At 58.3% G+C, this 18,404-nt stretch carries 16 protein-coding genes; 11 read left to right on the forward strand and 5 right to left on the reverse strand.

From position 1 onward, the window contains the following. The first annotated feature begins 23 nt into the window (after positions 1-23). From AC559G_RS17870 to AC559G_RS17900, 7 genes are all read left to right on the forward strand, one after another. The gene (locus AC559G_RS17870) at positions 24-848 is read left to right on the forward strand and encodes an ABC transporter substrate-binding protein (RefSeq protein ID WP_498913575.1); all 825 of its coding nucleotides are present in this window, start codon (positions 24-26) and stop codon (positions 846-848) included. 42 nt (positions 849-890) lie between these two features. Continuing rightward, positions 891-1,604, forward strand: a complete 714-nt coding sequence (locus AC559G_RS17875; protein WP_498913577.1) for an amino acid ABC transporter permease — start codon at positions 891-893, stop codon at positions 1,602-1,604. A gap of 10 nt (positions 1,605-1,614) precedes the next feature. Beyond that, complete coding sequence (locus AC559G_RS17880) at positions 1,615-2,358, forward strand: amino acid ABC transporter ATP-binding protein (RefSeq protein WP_498913578.1); 744 nt, start codon at positions 1,615-1,617, stop codon at positions 2,356-2,358. Between the two features lie 35 nt (positions 2,359-2,393). Further along, positions 2,394-3,557, forward strand: coding sequence for a M20 family metallopeptidase (locus AC559G_RS17885; protein ID WP_498913580.1), 1,164 nt, complete (start codon positions 2,394-2,396; stop codon positions 3,555-3,557). 10 nt (positions 3,558-3,567) lie between these two features. Then, positions 3,568-4,665 (forward strand): mandelate racemase/muconate lactonizing enzyme family protein, encoded by a 1,098-nt coding sequence (locus AC559G_RS17890; protein ID WP_498913581.1) that lies wholly within the window; start codon positions 3,568-3,570, stop codon positions 4,663-4,665. After that, entirely contained in the window at positions 4,662-5,864 is a 1,203-nt protein-coding gene (locus AC559G_RS17895) for a M24 family metallopeptidase (RefSeq protein ID WP_498913583.1), read from the forward strand. The genes AC559G_RS17890 and AC559G_RS17895 overlap by 4 nt, the downstream gene beginning before the upstream one ends. Before the next feature lie 86 nt (positions 5,865-5,950). Further along, on the forward strand, positions 5,951-6,874 hold the full coding sequence (locus tag AC559G_RS17900; RefSeq protein ID WP_498913584.1) for a dihydrodipicolinate synthase family protein: 924 nt from the start codon (positions 5,951-5,953) through the stop codon (positions 6,872-6,874). 40 nt (positions 6,875-6,914) lie between these two features. On the opposite strand, the gene AC559G_RS17905 is transcribed toward AC559G_RS17900, so the two are convergent. Next, on the reverse strand, positions 6,915-8,099 hold the full coding sequence (locus AC559G_RS17905; RefSeq protein ID WP_498913585.1) for a type 1 glutamine amidotransferase family protein: 1,185 nt from the start codon (positions 8,097-8,099) through the stop codon (positions 6,915-6,917). A 168-nt stretch (positions 8,100-8,267) separates the two neighbouring features. On the opposite strand from AC559G_RS17905, the gene AC559G_RS17910 reads away from it, so the two are divergent. Together AC559G_RS17910 and AC559G_RS17915 are read left to right on the forward strand one after the other, a co-directional pair. Then, the gene (locus tag AC559G_RS17910; protein WP_498913587.1) at positions 8,268-9,476 is read left to right on the forward strand and encodes an aminotransferase class I/II-fold pyridoxal phosphate-dependent enzyme; all 1,209 of its coding nucleotides are present in this window, start codon (positions 8,268-8,270) and stop codon (positions 9,474-9,476) included. A gap of 195 nt (positions 9,477-9,671) precedes the next feature. Further along, positions 9,672-10,589, forward strand: a complete 918-nt coding sequence (locus AC559G_RS17915) for a bestrophin family protein (protein WP_498913589.1) — start codon at positions 9,672-9,674, stop codon at positions 10,587-10,589. Positions 10,590-10,707: 118 nt separating this feature from the next. On the opposite strand, the gene AC559G_RS17920 is transcribed toward AC559G_RS17915, so the two are convergent. Further along, on the reverse strand, positions 10,708-10,965 hold the full coding sequence (locus tag AC559G_RS17920) for a hypothetical protein (protein ID WP_095848722.1): 258 nt from the start codon (positions 10,963-10,965) through the stop codon (positions 10,708-10,710). Positions 10,966-11,855: 890 nt separating this feature from the next. Here AC559G_RS17920 and AC559G_RS17925 point away from each other — a divergent pair. Continuing rightward, entirely contained in the window at positions 11,856-14,294 is a 2,439-nt protein-coding gene (locus tag AC559G_RS17925) for a TonB-dependent siderophore receptor (RefSeq protein ID WP_498913591.1), read from the forward strand. 49 nt (positions 14,295-14,343) lie between these two features. Continuing rightward, positions 14,344-16,041 carry an ABC transporter ATP-binding protein/permease gene (locus AC559G_RS17930; protein ID WP_498913592.1) on the forward strand — a complete coding sequence of 566 codons (1,698 nt, stop codon included), beginning with the start codon at positions 14,344-14,346 and terminating at the stop codon, positions 16,039-16,041. Positions 16,042-16,110: 69 nt separating this feature from the next. On the opposite strand, the gene cbpM is transcribed toward AC559G_RS17930, so the two are convergent. The 3 genes from cbpM to AC559G_RS17945 all read right to left on the reverse strand — a co-directional run bounded on the left by cbpM (position 16,111) and on the right by AC559G_RS17945 (position 18,214). Then, positions 16,111-16,416, reverse strand: coding sequence for a chaperone modulator CbpM (gene cbpM / locus AC559G_RS17935; RefSeq protein ID WP_498913594.1), 306 nt, complete (start codon positions 16,414-16,416; stop codon positions 16,111-16,113). Then, complete coding sequence (cbpA, locus tag AC559G_RS17940) at positions 16,416-17,351, reverse strand: curved DNA-binding protein (RefSeq protein WP_498913596.1); 936 nt, start codon at positions 17,349-17,351, stop codon at positions 16,416-16,418. Before cbpA ends, cbpM begins: the two co-directional genes overlap by 1 nt. A 101-nt stretch (positions 17,352-17,452) precedes the next feature. After that, positions 17,453-18,214 carry a GntR family transcriptional regulator gene (locus AC559G_RS17945; protein WP_498913597.1) on the reverse strand — a complete coding sequence of 254 codons (762 nt, stop codon included), beginning with the start codon at positions 18,212-18,214 and terminating at the stop codon, positions 17,453-17,455. Positions 18,215-18,404: the final 190 nt, after the last annotated feature.

The following is an 18,404-nucleotide window of genomic DNA, read 5'->3' on the forward strand; positions in this document are numbered from 1 at the left end:
ACAACCGGAACGAGGAACCCAACATGTCCAAAAAAGCGTTTTTGCGCCGTTATGCCGCCGCTTCGTTGGCGGCGCTCTGCCTGAATGCCTTTGCCTTAAGCCACGCACAGGCGGCGGAACCACAACTGGTTAGCAAAGGCAAACTGACCTACGGCACGGCGGCCACGTTCATGCCGTTTGAGTACATGAAAGACGGCAAGCTGACCGGGTTTGATATTGATTTGATCAATGCCCTGGCGGCTAAAGTGGCGCTCACCCCAGCCCCGCTGTCCATGGAGTTCAAAGGCCTGATCCCAGCGCTGCAAGGCAAACGCATGGATATCATCAACTCGGCGATGTACATCAACCCCACCCGCGCGGAACAGGTGGATTTTGTTCCCTACTTGAAAATCGGCAGCCGCGTGGTGGTGGTGAAAGGCAACCCGGAAAAAATCACCGGCCGCGATTTATCGCTGTGCGGTAAGAACATCGCCGTCACCCTCGGCGGGATCGAAGAGAGCCAGGCGCGCGCAGACAACCAAAACTGCCTGGCCGCCAACAAGCCGGCGATCAACGTGATGACCTTCCCGGCCGCCACCGATTCCGCCGTGGCGGTGGCGCAAAAACGGGCCGATGCGGAATACCTGTCCACCCCCGGCGCGGTAGCCCTGCTCAGCGAAAAAGGCGACACCTTCGAAGCCGTCGGCGATGAGTTTGAAGCCGGCACCCACATTGGTTTTGCCGTTCGCAAGGGCGACGGCGAAATGAAAGCCTTGCTGGAAAACGGCCTGCAGGCGTTGGTTGCCGACGGCACTTACAAAACGCTGATTGAGAAATGGCAGTTCCCGGATTCCGTTGCCATTTTCTGACCCACCGTTTAAACGCTCGGCCCTGAAAAGAGAGGAAAACTCATGTCTGTGGATCTTGTTTGGCAATATCTGATTTCGCCTGCGTTCTTTCAGGGCGCATTAATGACCTTGTTGATCACGGTGTGCTCACTGTTTTTCGGCATCATCATGGGGCTGATCCTGGCCCTGTTGCAGGAAGCCCGCTTCCGTGCTGGCCCACTGCTGGCCTTTTTCTACCTGTGGGTGTTCCGCGGCACCCCGGTGCTGTTCCAGATCATTTTCGTTTACAACGTGCTGCCCACCTTCGGCCTGCGTTTTTCGGCCTTCACCTGCGCGGTGCTGGCGCTGTCGCTCAATGAAGGCGCTTATATGGCGGAAATCCTGCGCTCCGGCCTGCAGGCAGTGCGCAGCGGCCAACGCACCGCGGGTATGGCGCTGGGCATGACCCAGGGACAAATCATGCGCAAGATCGTGTTGCCGCAGGCGGCGCGCATTGTACTGCCGCCGATGGGCAACCAGATGATCAGCATGCTGAAATCCAGCGCCCTGGTTTCGGTGATCGCGGTGCAGGAACTGCTGCTGATCGCCAACCAAACCGCCAGCGCCAACTTCCGTTACTTCGAAGCCTTGTGTTCAGCCGGGATTTATTATCTGGCGCTGACTTCGCTGTTCATGCTGGGCCAGGCCTGGCTGGAGCGCGCGTTGGATCCTAAAAAACGCAAAAAAACACGGCTGTCTTTTACCGACCGTCTGCTGCGCAGCAGCACACAACATTGAGGAGATGCCCATGGCCCGCAAGAAACCGTTACTCGAAATCATCGGCATCGAAAAGCACTTTGGCGCCCAGCACGTATTGAAGAACTGTTCGCTGGACATTACCCAGGGGGAAACCGTGGTGCTGATCGGCCCTTCCGGCTCCGGCAAATCCACGCTGTTGCGTTGTGTCAACCTGCTGGAACCCTTTGAGGGCGGCAGCATTTTCTTTCGCGAACAGGACATCGTGCGCTCCGGTATTTCACCGCACCGCTTGCGCCAGGAGATCGGCATGGTGTTCCAGAACTACGAACTGTTCTCACACCTGACCGCCGGCGAAAACATAATGCTGGCGCCGATGACCGTACTGGGCGTCAGCCGCGAACAGGCCCGCGCCCAGGCCCAGGAATTGTTGGGCAAGGTACGCATCCCCGACAAGATCGACGCCTTTCCGGACGAGCTTTCCGGCGGCCAGCAGCAACGGGTGGCTATCGCCCGCGCGCTGGCGATGAAACCCAAGCTGATGCTGTTTGACGAACCCACTTCGGCTCTGGATCCGGAAATGATCCGCGAAGTGCTCGATGTGATGGCCGATCTGAGCGCCGAAGGGATGACCAGCATCGTCGTCACCCATGAGATGGGCTTCGCCAAGCGCGCGGCCAACCAAATCGTGTTTATGGAAAACGGCGAAATTATAGAAAACGCGCCGAGCGACAGGTTTTTTGGCGGCGACGTCAGCCCGCGGGCGCAGCGCTTTCTCAGCCAGATTTTGCATTGATATTTTTGCCACACCAAGGGAATCAGGAGTTAACGATGAGTCATCCATCGCCCGATATTGACCGAATGAAACGCGATCTCGCCAGCCTGGTGGCGATCAACACCGAAAACCCACCCGGCCGCGAACGTGAAGCCGCAGAATGTATTCACCGCTGGCTGGCGGCCGCCGGGTTTGATTTGACGCTCAGCGAATATGCGCCAGGCCGCACCAATGTGATCGCCCGGTTGGAAAACGGCGCCGGGCCGTGCTTTGCCTTTAACACCCATATCGACGTGGTGCCCGCCGGCAACGGCTGGAGCCAGGATCCGTTTACCCTCACCGAACGTGACGGCAAGCTGTATGGCCGTGGCGCCTGTGACGCCAAAGGGCCGCTGGTGGCCATGCTGGAAGCGATGCGGATGCTGGCTGCCAATCGGGAAAGCTGGCGCGGCACGCTGATGGGCATTTTTGTTGCCGATGAAGAAGTCGCCAGCGAAGGCGCCAAGTTCTACGTGCGCGAAGCGCCGGCGAAAATCGATTACGCGGTGATTGGCGAGCCCACCTCGAACAGCACCTACTCCGCGCACAAAGGCAGCCTGCGCCCACTGGTGCGGGTTCACGGCGTTACCGCCCACTCCGGCACGCCGGAACTGGGGGAAAACGCCATCTTTCGCGCCGCCCAACTGCTGGGGCTGGTCGAACAGGCGCATAACCAACAGGTACGCTGCCGCTGCCACCCGCTGGTGGGCGCCGCCAGCCTGACCGTTACCCGCATTGCCGGCGGCCATGCCGACAACGTGCTGCCGGACAGTTGCGATCTGCTGCTCGATCGCCGCCTGGTGCCGGGGGAAGACCAACAACAGGTGGAACAGGAACTGCGCGATCTGCTGCTACTGGCTGAGGAAAAGTTCGGCGTTAAAAGTGACATCGTCATGTTTAAACCCACCACCGGCGGCGCCACGGAAACCCCGGCGGACGAGGCTATCGTGCAGGCCGGTCTGGTCGCCTGCCGCAAGCACGGCCAGCCGGAGCCCGGCCCTTTCGGCTTCCAGGGCGGCTGCGATCTGGTGCATTTCCGCAGCCAGGGAACCAAGGGGATTGTGATCGGCCCCGGCGCGCTGGCGGTTGCCCATAAGCCGGACGAATTCGTTCCGGTCAGCGAGTTTATCGCCGCCAGCAAAATCTACCGCGATGTCGCCCTGGCGATGTTGACCCCTTAAGGAGTTGCCGGTGAAAGCCACTCTGTACCGCGCCAATGTGCATTATCAAGCGCTGCAGCTGTATACCGCCGCCTCCGGCAGCGTCACGGCGCTCGAAGAACTTTACCTGCTGCTGGAGGCGGAGGGTGCCTGCGGCCTGGGTGAAGTGCGCGTCAATATCGCCTACCTCAATGGCTATAGCCCGGAGCAGGTGCTGAACGATGTGATGCGCGCCCTACGGCGGCTCGATCTCAGCCAAAGCGCCAGTACCCTGCTGCTGACGCTGGAAACCCACTTGGCCGGCTGTCTGGCGCCCACGCGCATGCTGATTGATATCGCCCTGCACGATCTGTTCGCCCGCCAGCAGGGCCTGAGCGTAGCGCAGTTGATTGGCGCGCAGCACCCGTTGCCGGTCAGCTATTGCACCAACCAGACGTTGTTCTGGGCGCCGGACGAACAGATGTTGCAGCAGGCCAGCACCTATGTGGAACGCGGCTTTACCCAGTTGAAACTGCGTATCGCCGTCGGCAGCTTCACGCACGATCTCAAGCGTATTGCCGCGTTGCGCGATCGCTTTGGCGATGGCATCAGCCTGTCGGCAGACGCCAATGGCCAATGGCGCCCGGATGAAGCGCTGGCAAAGCTGCAGGCGCTGGCGCCCTTTTCACTTAGCTATCTGGAGCAACCGTTGGCGGACAAGGATGCGCACCACTACGCCGCGCTGGCCGCCGCCAGCCCGATACCGCTGATGCTCGACGAAAGCATGAGCAACGAAAGCGATCTGGAACGGATTATCGCGCTGCGCGGGCAGGTTTGGGCGCACCTCAAACTGGTCAAAATGGGCGGCATCGCGCCGGTATTGCACGCTGCGCAGCGGCTGCAGGCGGCCAATATCCCTTTCATGATCGGCCAGATGAATGAGGGCGGCGCCGCCACGGCGGCCGCGTTGCACGTGGCGCATGCCTGCCGGCCCGCCTACGCAGAACTGTATGGCGCCGACGGCGCCGCTGACGATCCGGCCAGCGGCCTGCGCTATTCCCAGGGGCTGGTCAGCAGCCCAAACGGCGCCGGGCTGGGGATTGCCTTTGACCCGGCTCAGGCACAATTCATTCAGGAGTTTAATTCATGAACCCACACAACGATGTACCAGACAGCGCGCTACCGGATTTGGGCCGCATTATCCGCGGGGCGGAATCTGCGTTCAGCGCCGGCGAATACCAAACGCGTGTCCAGAAAGCACGCCAGTTGCTGACCCAGGCCGAGCTGGACGTGATGATCATTACCGGGCCGGAAAACATTTTTTACCTCACCGGCCAGCAAACGCCGGGCTATTACACGTTCCAGGCACTGGTGCTGCCGGTCGAGGGCGATCCGGTGTTTGTGATCCGCCAGTTGGAATACTTCAACTTCAGCGCCAATACCTTTATCCGCGACGCGGCGATTTATACCGATGGCGATAATCCGGTGGGCTTTCTGCTCAACGTGCTCAAAACGCGCGGCTGGGCCGATCGCCGCATCGGCATCGACAAGCGCGGCTGGTTCCTGCCGATTGCAGTCTATGAAACCTTGCAGGCTGAGCTGGGCACGCTGCACGATGGCGCCGGGGTGGTTGAGCAACTGCGGGCGGTGAAATCCCCCGCCGAGCTGGAAAAACTGGCCTATGCCGCGCGCTATGTCGATGCCGGCATGCTGGCCGGGCGTGAGGCCATCAGGGCCGGCGCCACGGAAAACGATCTGGTGGCCGCCATGATGGGTGCAGCGATCGCCGCCGGCTCGGAATACATGGGCATGGAGCCGCTGGTTTCCACCGGCCCGCGCACCGGCGTTCCACATGGCACCTGGCGCCGCCGCAAGATGCTCGATGGAGACCCGATTTTCCTGGAAATGGCCGCCGCGCACGATCGCTACCACGCCGCAATGATGCGCTCCGCCTGGCTGGGCAAACCGCCGGCCATCGCGCTGGAGATGGAAAAAGTCTGCCAGGAAGCTCTGCAGGCGGCGCTTGACGCCATTCGCCCCGGCGCCACCTGTGAAGATCCGCATCTTGCCTGCCAACGCGTGATCGACCGCGCCGGCTATACCGATAACTTCAAAAAGCGCACTGGCTACTCGATTGGCGTGTCCTTCGCGCCCGACTGGGGCGAAGGCGCGATCCTTAGCCTCTACAGCGGCATCACCACCGAGCTGCAGCCGGGCATGACGTTCCATATTCCGCCGGCGCTGCGGATCTACGGCGAATTCACCGTGGGCGTCAGCGAGAGCGTTGTGGTGACGGAAACCGGCTACCGTATTCTGGGGACGGTAGATCGCCCGCTTTACCTGCGTTAACCCGGCAGCGGGGGAAGCCAGGCGTACGGGCCACTTGACCCGGCTCCCCCGCGCTCTTTTTATCTTTCTTTAAGGAAAATGGCTGTATGAAAGACATCAGTGAAAGCAAAGCGCGCCTGCGCGGTATTTTCAACATCACCGTGACGCCGTTCACCGCCAGCGGCGAGTTTGATTTTGACGGGCTGGCGCGCAACATCGAACGCGTTATCGGATTGGGCTATGACGGTATTCTGATTGGCGGCACCTACGGTGAGTTCCCGGCGATGACCGCCGATGAACGCGCCGTCCTGTTTCGCAAGGTGATGGATGTGGTCGGCGATCGGGTGCCGGTGATGCTGTGCAGCGCCGGTTCCGACGCGCGCACCGTGCGCGATCTCACGCAGTTGGCCGGCGAACTGGGCGGCCTGCCGATGGTGACGCCGCCGTTCGTCTCGGAAGTGACCGATGCGCAGATCGTCAGTTTTTTCAAACAAATGGCGCCGCTTTCCCGCACCGGCATTCTGGTCTATAACGCGCCGGGTATTGGCATTACGCTGCCGCCGATGGTGCTGGAGCAGCTCGCGGATATTAGCGGCGTGGTGGGCATCAAACAGGGGGATTTGAACCCTACCGCCATCGACCAAATCGCCAACCGGCTGGCCGGGCGCCTGCGCCTGTTCTGCGCTTCGGATCTGGCTTTCCTTGGGCCAATGATGTGCAATTTTGACGGTATCAGCACCACCAACAGCTGTGCGCTACCGGAGTTGATTCTGGCCAGCTACCGCGCGCTGGAACAAGGCGATGCCAACACCGCCCGTGAACTGCATGCGCTGTGGTACCCGTACCGCGCGTTGGCGCGCCGCCACGGCCAGCCGCAGTGGGTGAAGGCGGTGATGAATCTGCGCGGCTTCGACGGCCACCACGTGCGTGCCCCACTGCTGGATCTGGGGCCGGAGGTGATTGAACAAGCCGCGGCCGAACTGCAACGTTTGGCGGCGGATCAACGCAGCGGCGTGACATTGTCACGATAACCTCTTGCGCCGGTGGCTAATCCGGCGCACCCCAAGCAGCTTAGCGTTGGCGGTCGGCAGCCCGTAAAAACGCCATCAGCAGTGGGTGTGCTTGCCCCACGCGAGACGACAATTCCGGGTGCCCCTGCACGCCAAGGAAAAACGGATGGCGGGTAAACTCAATGCCATCGGCCACTGCGCCGCTGGCATCGGTGGCGCTGATGCACAGGCCCTGTTGTTCCAGGTCCGCCTTTAAGAGCGGGTTCAACTGATAACGGTGGTTGTAACGCACGCTGTAACGCTCGCCCAATAACCCATGCATCAGGCTGCCGGGCCGGCAGTACAGGGATTGGGCGCCCAGGCGGTGCAACGGTAGCCCGGCAGCGTCATGCAGCGGCGTGAAGGTTTTGATGGCCGCCGCCGGATCGGCCTCCGCCAGATTGGCCTGGGTGCTGCCCAACATCTGTTGCGCCACCGCGGTCGCCATGGTTTGCATGCCCAGACACAGCCCCAGCGTGGGAATGGCATGCGCCAGCGTATAGTGTGCCGCCTGGATTTGCCCCGGCACATTAGCCATGGCGGAGCCGCCCGGCAACAGCATGCCGCTGAACCCGGCCAAACGCGCTTGCGCGCCGGCCTGATCGGCGATCTCCTGCGGTGCGAGGCAAACCACCTCCAACGGCAACCCCAGGGCATCGGCGGCATCCCCCAACGCGGCCAATGTGGCCGGGTAGGCATCCTGCTGATCCTGCCGGCGGCCGATCAGGGCGATCCGCAGTGCCGCCCCCGGCACGCCGGTATCGTCGCCCTGTCGGAGGCGGCCGAACCGGTCTTGCCGCCAGTGGCCCGCAAGCAGGCGGCTGAAACCCAAGCTGCCGTGTTGTTGCTCGATATGCACCAGCTCATAATCCACGCCGCTGCGCTGCAGCCGCCGTGCCAACGCAGGAAAATACGCAAGCTGGCTGGGCCCGAGCGGCACCACCCTGTCCTGCCGCTGGCCGAGCAGCGTAGCCGGTGTGATGGGCGCCGCCAGCGTTTGTCCAGTCAGGCGTTCGTACCACACCAACCCGCTGGTGACCAGCGTGCCGCCGGCGGTGACATGTTGGCAGGCGTCCGCGTAGTGGGCCAGGTTCCATGTTACCGGCAGGTGCGCCATCGGTAACCGCAGCGCGTTGGACAAGATCGCCGCCATGGCGCCGTATAACGCCGGCGCCGGCGTGTTATGTGCAACAAAAATCAACGACATGGAACGCTCCCGTGGGGATGAGAACAGCCGATAGCCGGCGTAGACAGATAATGATGCCGTCATCAATGGCAGAAACCATGAGCAAAAGCATTATCGCTATGATAATTTAAAATTGGTTTATATGTATCATATAATACAATCCAGATTAAGCATCAGAAAGGGGAAAAGATGTCTGCTGAATTTCTTGCGCCGCGGCTACGGCGCGTGCGCCCTTCACCAACCGGCGCGATATCCGATAAAGTGCGCGAACTCTGCGCCGCCGGTGTCGATGTGATCAACCTGGGCGAAGGCGAGCTGGATTTTGATACGCCCGCGCATATCAAACAGGCCGGCATCGCCGCTATCGTTCAGGGTGAAACAAAATATACCGCCGTTTCCGGCACGGCCGCGCTTAAGCAGGCGATCATCGATAAGTTTAAACGCGATAACCAGCTTAGCTATCAACCGCAGGAAGTGATCGCCGGCAGCGGTGCGAAACAGCTTATCTATAATGCGCTGTTGGCGACGGTGGCCGCCGGCGATCGGGTGATGATCCCCGCCCCGTATTGGGTTTCCTACCCGGATATGGTGGCGCTGGCGGAAGGCGAAAGCGATATCATCCCCTGCAGCGAAGAAAGCGGTTGGAAGCTGCAACCCGCCGCACTGGCGGCGGCCATTACCCCGCAAACCCGCTGGCTGATTTTGAATTCGCCCAATAACCCCACCGGCGCGGTGTACAGCGCACAAGAGCTGAAGGCGCTGGCGGCGGTGCTGCTTGATGCGCCACAGGTACTGATCATCGCCGACGATATTTATGAACATATCTGCCACGCGCCGGCGGCGTTTGCCACCCTGGCGCAGGTTGAGCCGCGCTTGCGCGAACGCATTCTGACGGTGAACGGTATGTCGAAAGGCTATTCGATGACTGGCTGGCGGCTGGGCTTTGCCGGCGGCCCGGCCTGGTTGATTTCAGCGATGCAGGTGCTGCAATCACAAAGCACCTCCAACCCCAGTTCGGTTTCACAGGCGGCGGCCGTGGCCGCTTTGCGCCAGGAACGCGGGTTCATCGCCGACTGGCTGCAAATCCTGGCCGATCGCCGCAGTAAAATCATGGCCTGCATTAACGCCATTCCCGGCCTGAGCGTGGCACCGCCGCCCGGGGCATTTTATCTGTTCGCCAACTGCGCCGGTTTGCTCGGCAAGCGCACACCGGAAGGCGCCGTCCTTGAAAACGACGTGGACGTGGCCAACTATTTGCTGCACGCCGGGCACGTGGCGCTGTTACAAGGCTCGGCGTTTGGCGCCGCCCCCTACCTGCGTATCGCATACGCCATTGATGATGCGCGCCTGCAGGAAGCGTGCGAGCGTATCACCCGCGCCTGTATGGCCCTGCGCTAAAGGCCGGTGGCAACGCACGGGGCATTCGCGGCTTGCCGCATGCCCCGTGCAATGGCTTGCGCGCTGCGCCATTAGGGTTATACTTGTGCCGCCTGCAATAATAAAACAACCGAGACGTAACCCCGTGGCAACACATTCCCACTACCTCAGGCCTGAAAAACACCTTTTCTTAACATATCGCTTGTACAGGTCATCATGATTGTTCGCCCGCCACAGCACTGGTTCCTACGTTTGTTCGACTGGTATGGTTCCGTGTTGTCCAAAATCCTTTTTCGCCTTAGCCTCAACCTGCTGATGTCGGTATTCGCCGTTATCGGCTACCAGTGGTATGAAACACTGGGCATCCGCCTGACCACCGCCCCGTTCAGCCTGCTTGGGGTGGCCATCGCCATCTTCCTGGGGTTCCGTAATAGCACCAGCTACGCCCGCTTTATCGAAGCGCGCCAGTTATGGGGGGGATTGTTGATCACCCAACGTTCACTGTTGCGGCAAATCAAAAGCGTGCTGTTGCACAAGCCGCAAGAGGCCGAAACCTTCGCCGCTTTGCTGACGGCGTTCAGTTGGAGCCTGAACCATCAACTGCGCCATACGGACGATCGGGCAGACTTGGCCCGGCTGGTGCCCGCCCGTTTTGCCGATGAGGTGCTGCGCAGCCCTTTCCCCGCCAACCGCCTGCTGCTGTGCATGGGCGTCTGGCTGGGTGAGCAACGCCAACAAGGCAACATCTCCGATATGCTGTACACGGGGATCGATCACAATCTAAACGCGCTTTCTAAGGTGTTGGGCGGCTGCGAGCGCATCTCAAATACGCCGATCCCGTTTGCCTATAGCCTGATCCTGCACCGCACGGTATACCTGTTTTGCACCCTGTTGCCCTTTGCGCTGGTCGAGGATTTGCACTACATGACGCCGCTGGTTTCGGTATTTATCTCTTATACCTTTCTTTCTCTGGAAGCGCTGGCCGAAGAGCTGGAAGATCCTTTCGGCACGGCGCCGAATGATTTGCCGCTCAATGCCATTTGCAACACCATTGAACGCAATATGAAAGAGATGAACGATGATTTCCCGCTGCCGGAGAAACTGGTGCATGACAAACGGTACAATTTGATTTAGCTGCGCGTGGGGAAAACAGGGATTGTGCCGGCGCCGCTTGAGGCGAGGAGTAAACCATGCAAGGGGCATGGCAAGCGGCGCCAGGAAACCGGCTTCGCAGGAAGCCGGCAAACAGGGCCTAGGCCGGTAGGTAACGGATAGAGTGCTCCGGCGCGCTGCTTTCTGCGTCGATCACAAAATTCCATACGCCGGTGTACGGCACGTTAAGATATACCTCGCCGTCCGCCCGAGTGCTAATAACGTTCGCGGAGCTTGCCTGTTTATTAATGCCGTCGTTTTGCGGTTCATTAATCATCGAGATACGAAAACTATCAGAACAGCGCACGATCACCGTATCGCCGCCAAAAAGACTTAAACATGTACGCACTATAGACATAACTCGCCCCCAACAGGATGTAGCCGAACAGCACCGCGACATTGAAATTCCCAGACTCAAACTGGACAGCGCCTTATGTGATTCTGCTCACATAACGAACAAGGTTTATCAAAGCAAAACCCACGCGATTGAATCATGATCTGCATCAAGTTTTACACGGTTTTCGGCAACCTTGCGTGTTTTTTTGAATCGTTTTACTGAAAGGTTTCAGCCCACACAATACCAGTGGTTTATCGCTGCGTTATTACGGGCATTTTCGTGGCGGTAAAGACGTGGTTCATCGCGCCTGCCCTGCACCGGTATTTTTCCTCGCAACTCGGCTTCAAGCACTTTTGGATAAAAAAATTTGTGTCACACCCAAGCTGTAACGGTTTAGCTTTTTATTTAAACTAATAAGATAATAAATCACTTATCAATCATTAAGTTAAAATATGTCATTTCTTATCCTGGCCGCCGTAATACAGGGCTGGCATTCGACACAAATGGACGCGTCAGCGAGTATCGCTACAACATTTTGTTTGAGATGAAAACCATTCTCATGTAAATATACACTTCCATACAATTTTTTGTGATAAACATCACGCCAAAAAGGCTTGCACGGTATAAATCCATTATTTTTTAGCGCTAAAAAGCATATATGTATCGTTCTAGAACAGCGATCACGGCTGAAGCTAAAATTTTAGCTATAACGGTTCAGCTTGGTGTCTGATGCGGTGAATTTGACCTACGACGTCGCCCTCGCCCGCCACCGGCTGAATGCCCGCGCAATATTGGACCGCCGGGATGGCGCCAAGGCCATTTTTGCCGTAACTGCACGCGGACGGTGCTCTGTTGTGCGGCATAAGGCGTGAATAACAACGCGATTTCAATACTTCGTTTTCAGGAAAATTATGTCAGTACAATCGACAACGCCGCACGTCCACCCATTACGCCGCCTGCCTCTGGCAACCGCCATCCATTTACTGCTGCTGACCGGTACCGTGACTTCAGGGATCCAACCTGTGTATGCCGCCGAAATGGCGCAGGCTAAACAGTACCAGATCCCGGCCGGGCCGCTTTCCGTGCAGCTTGCGCAGTTTGCCCGCCAGGCCGGCATCCGCCTGGCTGACGCAACCCAGGCCCAGGGCGTTAATGGTTCCGCGCTTGAGGGGCGATACAGCGTTGATGCCGGCCTGCAAGCCCTGCTGGCCGGGAAAAGGCTCACGGCCCTGCGCCAGCCCGATGGCAGTTATCTCTTGGCCCGCACCGGCGGCGAAGAGAATTTGCTGGTAACGGCCGCATCGGATTACGGCGCCACCACTGAAGACACCGCCTCTTACACCACTAAACAGATGTCTACGGCGACGGGCCTGGCGCTGTCACCGCGCGAAACACCCCAGTCGGTCAGCGTGGTAAGCCGCCAACGCATGAACGATCAGAATATGACTTCGCTTGATGATGCCATGAGCCAAACCACCGGAATCAATGTCGTCAACCAAAGCTCGTATCAGGTGAAGTTCCAATCGCGTGGGTTCAGCATGGATAACGTCAAGGAAGACGGGGTTAACTCATCGTTCCAGAACAGCGTCTCCGGCATGGGCTACTCAGAATCCTCCAGCGAATCGCCCGATCTGGCGATTTACGATCACCTGGAAGTGCTGCGCGGCGCCTCTGGCCTGACGCAGGGCAATGGCGAACCCGGCGGCACCGTGAACCTGGTGCGCAAAAAACCCACCTACGATTTCCGTGCCACCGCCGATGTCAGCGCCGGCCGCTGGGATAACTACCGCAGCACGGTGGATGTCTCCGGCCCATTGAACGACGATGCCACAGTGCGCGGCCGCTTCGTTGGCGTTTATCAGGATAAACAGAGTTTCGTTGACTACGTCGACAGCGATCGCCAGGTGCTGTACGGTACTCTGGCCTGGGATATCACGCCGGATACCACCGTCACCACCGGCGTTAACTGGCAAAAAACCCACACCGTGCCCAATCTGTACGGCGTGCCGATGGCCAGCGACTATAGCGATCTCAAACTGCCGCGCTCCACCTTCCTGGGCGCCAGTTGGAACCGCATCACGTTTGAGAAAATCAATCCCTTCATTGAGTTTGAACACAACTTCGACAACGACTGGGCGCTGAAAAGCGCGTTGAACTACACGCGCGGCACGGCGGTTAGCAAGGCGATTGGGGTTTATGGCAGCACTACGCCGACACTCTATAATGCTATCCAGCGTGATAACCAATCCGACCAATGGGGCTATAACCTGACCTTAAGCGGCCCGTTTGACTGGCTGGGGCGCAGCCATGAGCTGGTGTTCGGCGGGGATTACCAAAAAGAGAACTTCGATAATCTGTTTGGCACGGTGGCTAACCGCGACGCGGTGGATATCTATGGCTGGCAGCCCAATGCGCTGGCCGAACCCGACTGGCCGGATTACACCCGCCGCTATCAGTACCGTGTCTATCAGCGTGCACTGTTCGCCACCACCCGTTTTGAGCTGGCCGATAACTGGAAGCTGATCCTCGGCAGCCGCTACAGTGCCTACAGCTACGACATGTACAACACCAACCGTGCTACGGGCGTCACCAACCATGCCAACAGCTATAAAGTGCGCGATAAGCTGATCCCTTACGCCGGCCTGCTGTGGGACTTTGCTGATAATTACACCTGGTATCTCAGCTACAGCGATATCTACAAACCGCAGGACTACCCCGATCGCAACAACGCCTTATTGCCGGCGGTAACTGGGAAAAATTATGAAACCGGGATCAAAGGCGCCTTTTTTGATGGCGACCTGAATGCTTCGGTGGCGCTGTACCGTATTATCCAGGCCAACCTCCCGGTTGCAGACACCGACTGCCCGACCAGCGATGACTGTTACAGTGCGCAAGGGAAAATACAAAGCCAGGGTGTGGAAGTGGAAATGTCGGGCAAACTGACCGACGGCTGGCAACTTTACGCCGGCTATACGCTGACCAATACCAAACGGCTGGAAGACGATGACGACGGTTCGAAGGGGGAAAAATACAGCCCCTATACGCCGCAGCATATGTTCAAACTGTACAGCAGCTATACCCTGCCGGGCCAACTGAATCAGTGGACCATCGGCGCCGGGATGACGGCGCAGACCGATACCGACACCGTGTATAACATTCATCAGGGCGGCTACACGTTGTACAACGCCAACGTGACGTATCACTACAGTAAAAACCTCAGCTTGAGCCTGACGGGCAATAACCTGACCGATAAGACCTATTACCTCACGTTGAACAACCGCAGCATCAATGGCTACAACTTCTACGGCGAGCCACGCAATGTGGTATTCAATGTGAAGTGGACGTACTGATCGGGCGCAAAGGAACCCAAGCCGCACCCTGTGGGTGCGGCTACTTATTATGTTAATTCTCAAACGTTTTTTTCTTCTGATTAAGCCCTATTGGAACCACCCGCGCGAATGGTATTCCTGGCTACTGCTGGCCGGCACCGTCGGCGCCACGCTGGGGATTGTCTGGGTCAGCGTTCAGTACACCAACTGGAGCCGGGCGTTTTACGATGCGCTGGCGGAGTATTTCCAACATGCCTCTCCCTGGCAGTTAGGCTATCAATACGCCGGCTATACGCTGCTGTTTGTTTTACTGGTGGTCAGCAGCAACTGGTGCCGCAAGGCGCTGATTATCCACTGGCGCCAAAAAATGACGCTGCGCTATGAGACCGAATGGCTGCGGCGGCATACCCACTACCACCTTGGGCGCAGCAACGGGCCGGATAACCCGGATCAGCGTATTGCCGAAGATATTCGTCTGCTGATCGAACAAAGCCTGGAGCTGTTCCTCTCACTGTTAAAAAACGTCACCGGGCTATTTTCCTTTATCTTCATACTGTGGCAGCTCTCCGGTGAACAGCGCTTTACCTTCATGGGCATGGATATCGTCCTTCACGGCTACCTGGTGTGGATCGCGCTGATTTACGCCTTTATCAGCAGTTTTCTGGCGCACCGGATTGGCCGCCCGCTGCACGATCTCAACGGTGAAAAACAACGGGCCGAAGCGGACTACCGCGCCAGCCTATTGCGCATTCGCGAACATTCAGAACAAGTGGCGATTTACCACGGCGAACGCGCCGAATTGCGGCGCGCGCATGGTTTTTTCTCCGGGATCGTCAGCAACTGGCGGAGCCTGATGCTGCGTGAATTCAAACTGGAAAGCTTCATCACCAGCTACTTTCGCCTGAGCCTGATGCTACCGCTGTTCGCCGTGCTGCCGTTGTATATCAGCCGGCAGATTACGCTGGGAACCATCATGCAGGTGCGCGGCGCATTTAGCTATGTGCTTGATGCGTTTGGTTGGTTTATCGATTCTTACCGCCAGCTTGCCGCCTGGTCCGCCACTGTGGATCGCCTTTGGCGCTTCCAGCAGAGTATGCGCAATCTGCCCACGGCGGTGAACTATGCGCGCGACGGCAGCCTGTTTTTTTTCCAACACTTCTCCCCTTGTAACCAGCTCGGCGCCCCGCTGTTTAACCCAGTGAATCAATGCCTTTCCCCTGGCGACTGGCTGATGATCAGCGGCGCCAGCGGCATTGGCAAATCGTCAATGCAGCGGGGGCTGGCCGGCCTACAAAAGGAGATCACCGGCACATGGCAACTCCCACGCGGCAGGCAGCTGTTTATTCCGCAGAAGGCTTACCTGCCGGAAGACACCCTGGCATCGGTGCTAAGCTATCCGCGCGTGATCGCATTCAGCACGCCGCAGCTTAAGCAGGCGCTGCAAGATGTGGGGTTACCCTATTTGATCCCGGCGCTGGCGGAGAAAAAGAACTGGGGAGATATTTTGTCGGGCGGCGAACAACAGCGGCTGTCGCTGGCCCGCGCACTGCTGAACCAACCGGCGCTGCTGTGCCTGGATGAAGCCACCAGCAACCTGGACGAAGAAAGCGCAGGGGAACTGTTGCAGATGATAAAACGTGCTTTGCCGGAGGCGATCGTGATTGTGATCAGCCACCAGCATACGCTGCTGCAATACTGCGACTACCATTGCAAAATCACGCCCAAAACGGCGCCGCCGCCCTTGAGCCGCGCGCAAGGCAATGCATGAGTGTTTGAACGTTCCGCTGCCACCTTGGCCCCCAAGAGGGGCCAAGGGCAACTGACTGAAGCAAGGCGTTTAAAAACCGCCGGTGAACCTTTCCAACTTACGGCGCAATTGTTCATTCTCTTTACGCAACTGTGCGATATCGTCCAACAACCCCAGCGTAACCGCGATGCCGGGCCAGTCGATCGCCAGCTCCCGGTGCAGGCGGTAGGCACGGTTGAAATAGAACAGCGCCTGTTCATCAAACAACCAATTATCCGCCTCGGTATTGCAGGGTTCAATCACACCCAGGCCGACCACTTCGGCCAGTTCGTCCTCCGTCACACCGGTATGCAGGCAAAACTCACTTACGGTAAAGGTGACATGTAGCGTTGTCATTATGCTTTACTCCATTCTTTGCGCGGATCGAAGCCTTGTTGCTCTTCGGCCAGCTGTTTCCACAGCGCCGCGCTTTTCTCGTCTGGCTTCGGCGGCATCACAATTTTGATGACCGCAAACAAATCGCCGGTGGTTTTTTTACCGGCCAGCCCTTTGCCCTTCACCCGCAGGCGCTGCCCGGCCTGGCTACCGGCAGGAATGGTCAGCAGGATATTGTCTTTCAGGGTGGGCACCGAGACTTTGCGCCCCAGCGCCGCTTCCCATGGCGCCAGCGGCAGTACGATTTCCAGATTGTGCCCAACCACGTCGAACAACGGGTGCGGTGCGATTTGGATAACCAGATAGAGATCGCCGTTCGCCCCGCCGCCGATGCCGGGCGAGCCCTGCCCTTTAAGGCGGATACGTTCGCCGTCGCCCACACCAGCCGGGATTTTCACATTCAGGGTTTTGGTGGTTTCCTGCTCTACCAGGCCAAAGGCGTTATACACCGGCAGTTGATAGCGAATGGTGCGCTGCTGTTCGCTGAGCGTCTCTTCCAGGAACATCGCCACCGGCATTTCGACATCTTGCCCACGCATCGCATGCGCCTGGCGGTGCTGCTGACTGCGGGCGTGGCCGCCGAACATAGAGGAGAAAAAGTCGGAAAAGTCTTCGGCGTTGCCGCTGTAGGCGTGTTCCTGCTGCTGATGGTTGGTAGCGCGGCCAAAGTTGGGATCGTTGCGGTGTTTGAGGATTTCGTCGTATTCGGCACGGCGTTCGCTGTCTTTCAGCACTTCATAGGCTTCAGCGATTTCCTTGAACCGGGCCTCGGCATCGGGTTCGGTGCTGACATCGGGATGGTATTTCCTTGCCAGCCTGCGGTAAGCGGTTTTGATCGCCTTGATGTCATCCGCGGGTTTAACGCCCAGAATGGCGTAGTAGTCCTTGATTTCCATAATGCTAGGCTCTCTTTTTATCTGTTATCAGAGGAATGCCCCAATCCACAATTATCTTAGGGCATTTTGCCACCTACCGACAGGAGTTTTCATCCGCCGGCCTAACGCATACCGTGGTTGATCGAATAGCCGATTTTGAAAGAAACGCGATCCGGATGGTTAACCGAAACCAGGTATTCCAGCGGCCGCTGGCTTGCGTCAAAAATCACACCGCGGTAAACCAGCGCCGCGCTACCGGCCGGCGCTTCCAGCAGTTGCTGCTCATCTTCCGTCATCGCCGCCACGCTGATCAGCCCTTCGTCCGCCTCGCCGTGCAACTGATAGCGCTCGCGCAGTAGCTGATACAGCGATTCCCCCTGCTGCAGATCGCCGGCCTGCAGCGTGGGCACTTTGCTGCGCGGCAAAAAGCTGGTTTCCAGGCAGAACGGCTTGCCATCCGCCAGGCGCAACCGCTTAATCATCACGATCGGTTCACCCTCTGCGATCTGCAGGCGCTGGGCGATGCGCTGGCTGGCATTGGCTTCATGGAACAGGATCAGGCGGCTGCTGGGCGTGGCGGCATTCAGCTCGACGATTTTGCTGATCCCCTGCTGTATCGGCTGTGTCAATGGCCGCTCTATCGCACTGTGCGCCAGGTAAGTGCCCTGGTTACCGCGCCTTTCCAACACACCGTCCTGAACAAATTCGGCAATCATTTTCCGCAACGTCATACGGCTGACGCCCAACAATTGCACCAGCTCGCGCTCCGGCGGAATTTGATCGCCGGCGCTGTATTCCGCCGAGTGTAGCATCCCCTTCAGGGCTTCTTTCGCCACCAGGTAGGATTTACGCGGGCGGCGCGATGTGCCAGCTAATTCATTCATGGTCTAATTTCACCCGTTAATACCCATCGTGATATTGTCAAAAATAAACCATAACATGGCTTTTTATCTACTCTTCATTGTCTTACCCGGCGAACATAAGCGCTGCAAATACCAGACCACAAGAAAACGCTCAATCCTTATATCACCATTTTGGTCTAATTATCCGCAAAAATCATTGCCAAAAGTTTAA

This window comes from Gibbsiella greigii (assembly GCF_039540155.1).
In the GTDB taxonomy this organism is placed as follows: Bacteria; Pseudomonadota; Gammaproteobacteria; order Enterobacterales; family Enterobacteriaceae; genus Gibbsiella; species Gibbsiella quercinecans.